The organism is Pseudomonas fontis (genome assembly GCF_028656955.1).
Lineage (GTDB): Bacteria > Pseudomonadota > Gammaproteobacteria > Pseudomonadales > Pseudomonadaceae > Aquipseudomonas > Aquipseudomonas fontis.
The window spans coordinates 66,908-76,515 of record NZ_JAMDGY010000061.1 but is presented as its reverse complement, the minus strand read 5'-3'; the positions used below and the strand labels follow the sequence as shown (position 1 = coordinate 76,515).

Annotated in this window: 9 protein-coding genes; 7 read left to right on the top strand and 2 right to left on the bottom strand. The window is 64.1% G+C overall.

Annotation, left to right across the window (positions count from 1 at the left end; all coding sequences use genetic code 11):
- Positions 1-195 precede the first annotated feature (195 nt).
- The 7 genes from cycA (at position 196) to M5G11_RS19305 (ending at position 7,991) form a co-directional block, all read left to right on the top strand.
- Positions 196-1,611 carry a D-serine/D-alanine/glycine transporter gene (gene cycA / locus M5G11_RS19335; RefSeq protein ID WP_273910791.1) on the top strand — a complete coding sequence of 472 codons (1,416 nt, stop codon included), beginning with the start codon at positions 196-198 and terminating at the stop codon, positions 1,609-1,611.
- 210 nt (positions 1,612-1,821) lie between these two features.
- Positions 1,822-3,087 (top strand): urea ABC transporter substrate-binding protein, encoded by a 1,266-nt coding sequence (gene urtA / locus M5G11_RS19330; RefSeq protein WP_273910790.1) that lies wholly within the window; start codon positions 1,822-1,824, stop codon positions 3,085-3,087.
- A 117-nt stretch (positions 3,088-3,204) separates the two neighbouring features.
- Entirely contained in the window at positions 3,205-4,692 is a 1,488-nt protein-coding gene (gene urtB, locus M5G11_RS19325) for an urea ABC transporter permease subunit UrtB (RefSeq protein ID WP_273910794.1), read from the top strand.
- Positions 4,692-5,771, top strand: coding sequence for an urea ABC transporter permease subunit UrtC (gene urtC / locus M5G11_RS19320; RefSeq protein WP_273910789.1), 1,080 nt, complete (start codon positions 4,692-4,694; stop codon positions 5,769-5,771). The genes urtB and urtC overlap by 1 nt, the downstream gene beginning before the upstream one ends.
- Complete coding sequence (gene urtD, locus M5G11_RS19315; protein WP_273910788.1) at positions 5,768-6,625, top strand: urea ABC transporter ATP-binding protein UrtD; 858 nt, start codon at positions 5,768-5,770, stop codon at positions 6,623-6,625. The genes urtC and urtD overlap by 4 nt, the downstream gene beginning before the upstream one ends.
- 111 nt (positions 6,626-6,736) lie before the next feature.
- Positions 6,737-7,435 carry an urea ABC transporter ATP-binding subunit UrtE gene (gene urtE / locus M5G11_RS19310; protein WP_273910787.1) on the top strand — a complete coding sequence of 233 codons (699 nt, stop codon included), beginning with the start codon at positions 6,737-6,739 and terminating at the stop codon, positions 7,433-7,435.
- A 34-nt stretch (positions 7,436-7,469) separates the two neighbouring features.
- Positions 7,470-7,991, top strand: a complete 522-nt coding sequence (locus tag M5G11_RS19305; RefSeq protein ID WP_273910786.1) for a GNAT family N-acetyltransferase — start codon at positions 7,470-7,472, stop codon at positions 7,989-7,991.
- A gap of 201 nt (positions 7,992-8,192) precedes the next feature.
- Here the strand turns inward: M5G11_RS19305 and M5G11_RS19300 are convergent, their stop codons facing one another.
- Positions 8,193-8,498 carry a chaperone modulator CbpM gene (locus M5G11_RS19300; RefSeq protein WP_273910785.1) on the bottom strand — a complete coding sequence of 102 codons (306 nt, stop codon included), beginning with the start codon at positions 8,496-8,498 and terminating at the stop codon, positions 8,193-8,195.
- Between the two features lie 2 nt (positions 8,499-8,500).
- On the bottom strand, positions 8,501-9,475 hold the full coding sequence (gene cbpA, locus M5G11_RS19295; protein ID WP_273910784.1) for a curved DNA-binding protein: 975 nt from the start codon (positions 9,473-9,475) through the stop codon (positions 8,501-8,503).
- Positions 9,476-9,608: the final 133 nt, after the last annotated feature.

Genomic DNA, 9,608 nt, shown 5'->3' with positions numbered 1-9,608 from the left:
AGGCTGCGCTGGAGCCCGCAGGGCTCCCAAAGGCGGCGCCTGCCATGCAGGCGAGCGCAGCCTCACGGCAGCGGCTACTCCCGCGATGAGGCCCCCAGGTTGAGACGACTTGTCGCGCCACGCCGCGAAACGAGCGTGTTAAGTTAACCGGCGCTCTAAAGCACAAGAAGACTGAACCCCAATGGAATGCAGCCCATGACCCGGACCTCAAACCCCGAACCAACCGAAGCCACCGAACACCATCTGCAACGCAACCTCAGCAACCGCCACATCCAGTTGATCGCCATCGGCGGCGCTATCGGCACCGGCCTGTTCATGGGTTCGGGCAAGACCATCAGCCTCGCCGGCCCCTCGATCATCTTCGTCTACATGATCATCGGCTTCATGCTGTTCTTCGTCATGCGCGCCATGGGCGAACTGCTGCTGTCGAACCTCAACTACAAGTCCTTCATCGATTTCTCCGCCGACCTGCTCGGGCCCTGGGCCGGCTACTTCACCGGCTGGACCTACTGGTTCTGCTGGATCATCACCGGCATAGCCGACGTGATCGCCATCGCCGCCTATTCACAGTTCTGGTTCCCCGACCTGCCCCAATGGGCGCCCGCCCTGGCCTGCGTCGGCGTGCTGCTGTCACTGAACCTGATCACGGTAAAACTCTTCGGCGAGATCGAATTCTGGTTCGCCATGATCAAGATCGTCGCCATCCTGGCGCTGGTCGGCACCGGCCTGTACATGGTCGTCGTTGGCTTCCAGTCGCCCGCCGGCAGCACCGCCAACCTGGCCAACCTGTGGAATGACGACGGCATGTTCCCGCACGGCCTGATGGGCTTCTTCGCGGGCTTCCAGATCGCCGTGTTCGCCTTCGTCGGTATCGAGCTGGTCGGCACTACCGCCGCCGAAGCGAAGAACCCCGAGCGCACCCTGCCCCGCGCCATCAACTCGATCCCGATCCGCATCATCATGTTCTACGTGCTGGCGCTGATCGCGATCATGGCGGTCACCCCATGGCGTGACGTGGTGCCCGGCAAGAGCCCGTTCGTTGAACTGTTCATCCTTGCCGGCCTGCCGGCTGCGGCGAGCATCATCAACTTCGTGGTGCTGACCTCGGCGGCGTCCTCGGCCAACAGCGGGGTGTTCTCCACCAGCCGCATGCTCTTCGGCCTGGCCCAGCAGGGCGATGCACCGAAGCGCTTCGAAACCCTGTCCAAGCGTGACGTGCCGGCCAACGGCCTGTACTTCTCGTGCACCTGCCTGCTGCTGGGCGCGGCGCTGATGTACGTGATCCCCGACCTGATCGAAGCCTTCACCCTGGTGACCACGGTGTCGGCGATCCTGTTCATGTTCGTCTGGTCGCTGATCCTGCTGTCGTACCTGACCTACCGCAAGGAGCGCGACGCCCTGCACCAGGCCTCGAAGTACAAGATGCCCGGTGGGCGCTTCATGTGCTGGGCCTGCCTGGCCTTCTTCGCCGGCATCCTGGTGCTGCTGAGCCTGGAAAGCGACACCCGCCAGGCCCTGATCGTCACGCCGATCTGGTTCGTGCTGCTGGCCGTCACCTACCAGTTCGTGCGCCGCAATCGCCAGCAGCAATTGCAGGCGCAAGCCGACTGAGCCCGCCCCCTGCGGTTGCGCACCAGCACGGCGCAACCGCCCCGCCGAACGCACCGCGACGTTCCAGCGCGGTGCGCAAAAAGCCGACAAAAGCCCCGTAAACCGGGGCTTTTCAGCTTGTACACAAGTCGGCACACCACTTGCTAATGCTCTCTCCCGAAGTCGTCGTCTGCCAAACCAGAACATTCGAACTCATCGGAGAGAGCACTTATGAAGCGTCGCAGTCTGATCAAGGCCTTTACCCTCAGCGCGTCCATCGCGGCCATGGGGTTGAGCTGGAGTATCCAGGCCGCCGAGACCATCAAGGTCGGCATCCTGCATTCGCTGTCGGGCACCATGGCGATTTCCGAAACCTCGCTCAAGGACATGGCCCTCATGACCATCGAGCAGATCAACGCCAAGGGTGGCGTGAACGGCAAGATGCTCGAAGCGGTGGTGGTCGACCCGGCGTCGAACTGGCCGTTGTTCGCGGAAAAGAGCCGCCAGTTGCTGACCCAGGACAAGGTCGCGGTAGTGTTCGGCTGCTGGACCTCGGTGTCGCGCAAGTCAGTGCTGCCGGTGTTCGAGGAGCTCAACGGGCTGCTGTTCTACCCGGTGCAATACGAAGGTGAAGAGATGTCGCCGAACGTCTTCTACACCGGCGCAGCGCCCAACCAGCAGGCCATCCCGGCGGTGGAATACCTGATGAGCGAAGAAGGCGGCGCGGCCAAGCGCTACTTCCTGCTGGGTACCGACTACGTCTACCCGCGCACCACCAACAAGATCCTGCGGGCCTTCCTGCACAGCAAAGGCGTAGCCGACAAGGACATCGAAGAGGTCTACACGCCGTTCGGTCACAGCGACTACCAGACCATCGTCGCCAACATCAAGAAGTTCTCCGCCGGTGGCAAGACGGCAGTGATCTCCACGGTCAACGGCGACTCCAACGTGCCGTTCTACAAGGAGCTGGCCAACCAGGGGCTGAAGGCGACCGATGTGCCGGTGGTGGCGTTCTCGGTGGGCGAGGAAGAACTGCGCGGCATCGACGCCAAGCCGCTGGTGGGCCACCTGGCCGCGTGGAACTACTTCGAGTCGGTAGAGAACCCGGTGAACACCCAGTTCGTCTCTGACTGGAAAGCCTACGCCAAGGCCAAGAACCTGCCGGGGGCGGACAAGGCGGTGACCAACGACCCGATGGAGGCCACCTACGTGGGCATTCACATGTGGGCGCAGGCCGTGGAGAAGGCCAAGTCCACCGATGTCGACAAGGTCCGCGAGGCGTTGGCCGGGCAGTCGTTCAAGGCGCCGTCGGGCTTCACCCTGACCATGGACAAGACCAATCATCACCTGCACAAGCCGGTGATGATCGGCGAGATCCAGGATGACGGGCAGTTCAACGTGGTCTGGGAGACCGAGTCACCGGTGCGGGCGCAGCCGTGGAGCCCGTTCATTCCGGGCAATGACAAGCGCCCGGACTATGCCGTGAAAGGTAACTGACCTTTAGGGCCCTATCGCCGGCAAGGCCGGCTCCCACACCTGTAGCCCCACCCGATGAACCTGTGGGAGCCGGCCTTGCCGGCGATTGGCCCGAACGAACACCACAAGGACCCCGCCATGCTCAAGGCACTCCTCGCCCTGCTCCTGTTGCTGCCCCTGGCCGCCCAGGCAGGTGACGCCGACTTCTTCATCGCCGCCAAGCCCAACGAACAGGCCAGCCTGCTCCAGGCCTGGGCGGCGCAACCCGACCCGGCCCGGCTGGCACTGCTGAGCGCGATGCAGCAAGGCCGCCTCGGCGCCGACGATACGCGCAAGCTGCGCCTGAACAATCGTCTGCGCGGCCTGCTCGACAATGCCCTGGCCAGCCACCAGTTGCTCAGCGACGACGCCACCCTGCGCCTGGCCGCCGCCCGGCAATTGCAGAAATCCGCACAACCGGCGCAAGTGGCCTTCCTCGACCGGCGCTTCGCCGGCGAGCCCGACGCCGCCGTGCACGCCGCCCTCGGCCTGGCCCTGGCCAACCTGCAACTGGCCGACAGCAACCCGGCCGTGCGCCTGGCGGCGGTGCGCCTGCTCGGCGAAACCGGCGACCCGATGGCCCGCACCCGCCTCGAAACCCTGCTCGACCCGGCCGTGGAAACCGATGCCGGCGTGCGCACGGCCGCCGAAACCAGCCTCGCCCAGGTCAAGCGCAAGCTGCTGATCGGCGAACTGCTCGGCCAGGCTTTCAGCGGCCTGTCGCTGGGCTCGATCCTGCTGCTCGCGGCCCTTGGCCTGGCGATCACCTTCGGCCTGCTCGGGGTGATCAACATGGCCCACGGCGAGATGCTCATGCTCGGCGCCTACACCACCTACGTGGTACAGGTGCTGGTGCAACGCTACGCCCCCGGCGCCCTGGAGTTCTATCCCCTGTTGGCGCTGCCTGCGGCTTTCGCCGTGAGTGCCGGGGTCGGCATGCTGCTGGAGCGCACGGTGATCCGCCACCTGTATGGCCGACCGCTGGAAACCCTGCTCGCCACCTGGGGCATCAGCCTGATCCTGATCCAGGCGATCCGCCTGATCTTCGGCGCGCAGAACGTCGAAGTCGCCAACCCGGGCTGGCTCTCCGGCGGCCTGCAGGTGCTGCCGAACCTGGTGCTGCCGTACAGCCGCATCGTCATCATCGGCTTTGCCCTGTGCGTGGTGCTGCTGACCTGGCTGCTGCTCAACCGCACCCGCCTGGGCCTGAACGTGCGCGCCGTCACCCAGAACCGCAACATGGCCGCCTGCTGCGGCGTGCCCACCGGGCGCGTGGACATGCTCGCCTTCGGCCTCGGTTCGGGCATCGCCGGGCTCGGTGGCGTGGCCCTGAGCCAGATCGGCAACGTCGGCCCGGACCTGGGCCAGAGCTACATCATCGACTCGTTCCTGGTGGTGGTGCTCGGCGGTGTCGGGCAACTCGCCGGCAGCCTCTGGGCGGCATTCGGCCTGGGCATCGCCAACAAATTGCTGGAGCCGCAGATAGGTGCGGTGCTGGGCAAGATCCTCATCCTTGCGCTGATCATTCTGTTCATCCAGAAGCGTCCGCAAGGCCTGTTCGCCCTCAAGGGACGGGTAATCGACTGATGAACCAGCCACTGCTTGTCACTGCTGCGCAAAAAGCCGGGCCACGACTTTCCCTGGCCATCGGCGCCATCGTGCTGCTGCTGTTGATCGCCTTGCCATTGCTGTCGCTGCTGCCCGCTGGGCACAGCCTGCAGGTGTCGGCCTACACCCTGACGCTGGTCGGCAAGATCCTCTGCTACGCCATCGTTGCCCTGGCCCTGGACCTGGTCTGGGGCTATGCCGGTTTGCTTTCGCTGGGCCACGGGCTGTTCTTCGCCCTGGGTGGCTATGCCATGGGCATGTACCTGATGCGCGAGGCGGCCGGCGACAGCCTGCCGGCGTTCATGACCTTCCTGTCCTGGAGCGAACTGCCCTGGTACTGGGCCGGCACCCAGCACTTTGCCTGGGCGCTGTGCCTGGTGGTGCTGGCGCCGGGGCTGCTGGCGCTGGTGTTCGGCTACTTTGCCTTCCGTTCGCGAATCAAGGGCGTGTACTTCTCGATCATGACCCAGGCGCTGACCTTCGCCGGCATGCTGCTGTTCTTTCGCAACGAGACCGGCTTTGGCGGCAACAACGGTTTCACCAATTTTCGCAGCATCCTCGGCTTCGAGATCACCTCGCAGGGCACCCGCGCGGTGCTGTTCCTGCTGACCGTGGCGTTGCTGCTGGCCAGCCTGCTGATCGGCTGGCGGCTGGCGCGCAGCAAGTTCGGCCGGGTGCTGACGGCGCTGCGCGATGCGGAGAATCGCCTGATGTTCTGCGGCTACGACCCACGCGGGTTCAAGCTGTTCGTCTGGGTGTTGAGTGCGGTGCTGTGCGGCCTGGCCGGGGCCTTGTACGTGCCGCAGGTGGGCATCATCAACCCCAGCGAAATGTCGCCGACCAACTCCATTGAAGCCGCCGTGTGGGTTGCCCTCGGAGGGCGCGGCACGCTGATCGGGCCGCTGCTGGGGGCCGGGCTGGTCAATGGCATGAAGAGCTGGTTCACCGTGGCGTTCCCGGAATTCTGGCTGTTCTTCCTTGGCGCGCTGTTCATCCTGGTCACCCTGTACCTGCCCAAGGGCGTGGTCGGTTTACTGAAGAAAAGGGGCGAACAATGAGAACTGTGCCACTGCCGGTCGTGCACCCGGAATTCATGCTCGAACCGATCATCGACGGCGCGGGTCGCGACGCCATCGGCCTGGGCCAGCTGCGCCAGCCTGGGTTGGATGTGCGTCACGGCACGGTGCTGACACTGGAGGACATCAGCGTCAGCTTCGATGGTTTCAAGGCGCTCAATGCGCTGAACCTGTACATCGGCGTGGGTGAGTTGCGCTGCATCATCGGGCCCAACGGCGCGGGCAAGACCACATTGATGGACGTGATCACCGGCAAGACCCGCCCCTCCACCGGCAAGGCCTGGTTTGGCGACACCCTGGACCTGACCCGCATGAGCGAGGTGGAGATTGCCCAGTCGGGAATTGGCCGCAAGTTCCAGAAGCCGACGGTGTTCGAGGCACTGACCGTGTACGAGAACCTGGAGCTGGCGCAGAAGACCGACAAGTCGGTGTGGGCGAGCCTGCGGGCGCGCTTGAGCGGCGAGCAGCGCGACCGTATCGACGAGGTGCTGGGCACCATCCGCCTGGAGGCGTCGCAGCATCGTCTGGCGGGGTTGCTCTCGCATGGGCAGAAGCAGTTCCTGGAGATCGGCATGTTGCTGATGCAAGACCCGCAGTTGCTGTTGCTCGACGAGCCGGTGGCGGGCATGACCGATGCCGAGACCGCGTTTACCGCCGAGCTGTTCAAAAGCCTGGCCGGCAAGCATTCGCTGATGGTGGTGGAGCATGACATGGGCTTTGTCGGCAGCATTGCCGACCATGTCACGGTGCTGCACCAGGGCAGTGTGCTGGCGGAGGGGTCGCTTGAGCAGGTGCAGGCGGATGACCGGGTGATCGAGGTGTACCTCGGCCGGTAGAGCATCGCCGGCCAGGCCGGCTCCCACAGTTTCCTCAGCCCCCCGCAGCACCCCTGTGGGAGCCGGCATTGCCGGCGATTGGCCAGCCCAGGCAACACAAGGACCACAACCATGCTGAAGATCGATTCCCTGCACCAATACTACGGCGGCAGCCACATCCTGCGCGGCCTGTCCTTCGAGGCCAAGGTCGGAGAAGTCACCTGCCTGCTCGGACGCAATGGCGTCGGCAAGACCACCCTGCTGCGTTGCCTGATGGGCCTGTTGCCTGCTCGCGAAGGCAGCGTGCACTGGGAAGGCCAGGCCATCACCGGCTTCAAGCCGCACCAGCGCGTACACGCCGGCATCGCCTACGTGCCGCAAGGCCGGGAGATCTTCCCGCGCCTGACCGTCGAAGAGAACCTGCTGATGGGCCTGTCGCGCTTTGGCGCCAAGCAGGCCAAGGCCGTCCCGCCCTTCATCTACGAACTGTTCCCGGTGCTGCTGCAGATGAAGCACCGGCGTGGCGGCGACCTCTCTGGCGGCCAGCAGCAGCAACTGGCGATCGGCCGCGCCCTGGCCAGCCGTCCACGCCTGTTGATCCTCGACGAACCCACCGAAGGCATCCAGCCTTCGGTGATCAAGGAGATCGGCGCGGTGATCGCCAAGCTGGCCGCACGCGGCGACATGGCGATCCTGCTGGTGGAGCAGTTCTACGACTTTGCGGCGGAGCTGGCTGACCAGTACCTGGTGATGTCGCGGGGCGAAATCGTCCAGCAGGGGCGTGGTGAAAACATGGAGGCCGAGGGTGTACGCGGCCTGGTAACCATTTAATCTGACGACCTGCTCACGCTTTCGAGAACCTGCCATGACCTACCTGATCCGCGATGCCGTGCCTGCCGACCTGCCCGACATTCGTGACATCTACAACGACGCCGTGCTCAACACCACGGCGATCTGGAACGAACAACCGGTCGACCTGGGCAACCGCCAGGCCTGGTTCGATGCACGCCAGGCGCAGCAGTACCCGATCCTGGTGGCGGTAGATGCGGCGGGGGACGTGCTGGGCTATTCATCGTTTGGCGACTGGCGCCCGTTTGAGGGCTTTCGCCACACGGTGGAGCATTCGGTGTATATCCGCGCCGATCAGCGTGGCAATGGCTTGGGGCCGAAGCTGATGGAAGCCCTGATCGAACGCGCCAGGGGCTGTGGCAAGCATGTGATGGTGGCGGCGATTGAAAGTGGCAATGCGGCGTCGGTGCGCCTGCATGAGCGGCTGGGGTTCACCTTGAACGGGACCCTGCCGCAAGTGGGGGTGAAATTCGGGCGCTGGCTGGATTTGACGTTTATGCAGTTGATCCTGAATCCGGGCGCTGAGCCAAACCATTGAGAGCGCTGAAGGGCCTCATCGCCGGCAAGGCCGGCTCCCACAGGGTTTTGCATCATGCCAATCACTGTGGGAGGCCAGGTCCCAGAGGTGCCTGCATCACCGCAATCACTGTGGGAGGCTAGTTCCCTGAAGTGTTTGCATCACCACAATCACTGTGGGAGCCGGCCTTGCCGGCGAACGGCCGCGAAGCGGTCGCAGGCGTCAGCCCTGCACAAACCGCCCCAGCCGCTGCTTCAACATCGAGTTCTCACTGCGCAGTTGCTGCACTTCCTCCAGCAACTCCAGCGCCAGCGCCACACCTTCCCATTCCAGCTCAAGCTCGTGGTGCAGCTTGGCCGCACGCTTGACCAGCACCGGCGCGCGGTCGTCGAACACCCACTCCTGCGGCGTTCGCCCCGACGGTTCAACAATGCCGTGCTCGACGATCTCGATCACGTAAGCCTCAGTCAAATCGGCTTCCTGACACAGGGTGTGCATGTCCAGTTGAACGATCAGGGTACTGCTCATGGTCACTTACTCCATTGAGTTCGCGGGTTGAACCCGGCCTTCTCCGACAGTTTGCTCCACAGCTCACGGGTCGCCTCGTCCGACTGCGCAGGCATCACCACCTTCAACTGTGCATACAAATCGCCACGCTGGCCCTGCTTGTTGCTCAGGCCCATGCCCTTGATGCGCAAACGCTGGCCGCTCTGGCTGTCCGGACGAATGGTCAGGTTGACCTTGCCGGTCAGCGTCGGCATCTCGACCTTGGTGCCCAAGGCCGCTTCCCACGGCGCCAGCGGCACCGTGATGATCAGGTCATGGTCTTCGACATCGAACAGCGGATGAGGTGCCAGGCGAATGATCAGGTACAGGTCGCCATTCGCCCCGCCGCCCACGCCCGGTGCGCCCTGGCCCTTGAGGCGGATGCGCTCGCCGTCGGTCACCCCGGCCGGAATCTTCACGTTCAGGGTCTTGGTGGTGTCACCGGTACGCTGGCCCGCCGCGTTGTACTGCGGGACCTGGAAGCTGATCTTCTTCGACTCGTTGGAGAGGGTTTCCTCCAGGAAAATCGCCAGTTCCATTTCCACGTCCTGCCCCCGCCGACCGGCACTCTGTTGCTGGCCACGGCCAAAGGGATTGCCATTACCGCCACGCCCGGCCGAACCGAAGATGGAGCTGAAGAAGTCCGAGAAGTCACCACCGCCGCCAAAGCCGCCGTCACCACCAGCACCGGCACCGCCACGGCTTTGCCAGCCAGGTGGACCCTGGAACGGCCGGCCGTGCTGGCCGTATTTGCGCAGTTCGTCGTATTCGGCGCGTTTTTCCGGGCTGCTCAAGGCCTCGTAGGCCTCGTTGGCCTCCTTGAATTTGTCTTCCGCGTCACGCTCTTTGCTGACGTCGGGGTGATACTTGCGCGCGAGCTTGCGGTAGGCGGTCTTGATCGCCTTGTCATCCGCCGTGGGCTCTACGCCAAGTATTTTGTAATAGTCTTTGAAGTCCATCTAAGCCATCACCAAAGTTGTCGAATTCATCACTGCAATGAAGATTGGGGTCAAGCATAGCCTTTCAAGGTGGGCAGCGGATTGCTGTCGAGCAGATATTCGGTCTTGATTCTGTCGCCGGCTGGCATACACT

Excerpts from the sequence above, each read along its gene's own strand:
- cycA (WP_273910791.1), top strand. The coding sequence starts at position 196 with ATGACCCGGACCTCAAACCCCGAACCAACCGAAGCCACCGAACACCAT.
- cbpA (WP_273910784.1), bottom strand. The coding sequence starts at position 9,475 with ATGGACTTCAAAGACTATTACAAAATACTTGGCGTAGAGCCCACGGCG.
- M5G11_RS19300 (WP_273910785.1), bottom strand. The coding sequence starts at position 8,498 with ATGAGCAGTACCCTGATCGTTCAACTGGACATGCACACCCTGTGTCAG.
- urtE (WP_273910787.1), top strand. The coding sequence starts at position 6,737 with ATGCTGAAGATCGATTCCCTGCACCAATACTACGGCGGCAGCCACATC.
- urtA (WP_273910790.1), top strand. The coding sequence starts at position 1,822 with ATGAAGCGTCGCAGTCTGATCAAGGCCTTTACCCTCAGCGCGTCCATC.
- urtB (WP_273910794.1), top strand. The coding sequence starts at position 3,205 with ATGCTCAAGGCACTCCTCGCCCTGCTCCTGTTGCTGCCCCTGGCCGCC.
- M5G11_RS19305 (WP_273910786.1), top strand. The coding sequence starts at position 7,470 with ATGACCTACCTGATCCGCGATGCCGTGCCTGCCGACCTGCCCGACATT.
- urtD (WP_273910788.1), top strand. The coding sequence starts at position 5,768 with ATGAGAACTGTGCCACTGCCGGTCGTGCACCCGGAATTCATGCTCGAA.
- urtC (WP_273910789.1), top strand. The coding sequence starts at position 4,692 with ATGAACCAGCCACTGCTTGTCACTGCTGCGCAAAAAGCCGGGCCACGA.